This window comes from Falsiroseomonas sp. E2-1-a20 (assembly GCF_051433195.1).
GTDB lineage: Bacteria > Pseudomonadota > Alphaproteobacteria > Acetobacterales > Acetobacteraceae > Falsiroseomonas.
Window position 1 is genome coordinate 1 of record NZ_JBHMFT010000179.1, and the last position, 817, is coordinate 817.

At 67.0% G+C, this 817-nt stretch carries 1 protein-coding gene; it reads right to left on the reverse strand.

Going from position 1 to position 817, the window contains the following annotated elements; genetic code table 11:
* A partial coding sequence (locus ACFHPP_RS31235) for an IS110 family transposase (RefSeq protein WP_437167113.1) occupies positions 1–817 on the reverse strand: 817 nt, incomplete at both ends.

Genomic DNA, 817 nt, shown 5'->3' on the forward strand with positions numbered 1-817 from the left:
ATTCCCGGCTTTGGTGATGCCGAGGCGGCGCACCGTGTCGCCTGTTGAGCGCTCGCCCGGCACCAGGCCGAGATAGCCCATAAACTGGCGCGCACTGTCGAACCGGGCGAGGTCACCGATCTCGGCAGCAATCGCCACCGCCGTGGGCAGCCGGATGCCGCGCAGTGCCTGCAAGGCCTCGACGAGCGGCGCCAGCGACCACCCCGGCATGAACTCGACGATGGCCACCTCAATGCGCTCCAGCCGCTCCTTCGCGTGCCGGGCTGCCAGGATGAGCTCCTGCAAAACGAACTGCTGGGGCGGATGGTCGAAGGCCTGATCGGCCAGCCAGCGCTCGTGTCGGGCACCCCAGGTGGTCTTCCCGGGGAATGCGCGCCCATGCTTCAGAAGCATCGACGAAATCGCTTGGCGCTTTCGGCGCAAGTCATCGACAGCGGCCTCGCGGGCGCGTGCCAGATCGCGCATTGCCTCGTGTGCTTCATCCGGCACCCATACGGCGGTCAATTCACCAGCCCGGAGCAGCCGAGCCAGGGCCGTGGCGTCGCGCCGGTTCGTCTTGACCCTGTCGCCCGGCTTACGCGGGATCAGCGAAGGCGCCACCACTGTGCACGCGTGCCCAAGGGCAATCAGCTGACGATATAGGCCGTAGCCGGTCGGTCCGGCCTCATAACACACGTGCAGCTTGCCGTGCCGCGCGGCCAGCCGGATCAGCAGCTTCCGCACCACATCAGGGCTGGCGTCAACTTCGCCGATATAGCGCACCTCACCAGTTCGGCCGGGCTCCGCCACAGCAATTGCGTGCTTCAGCTTCGCAGCA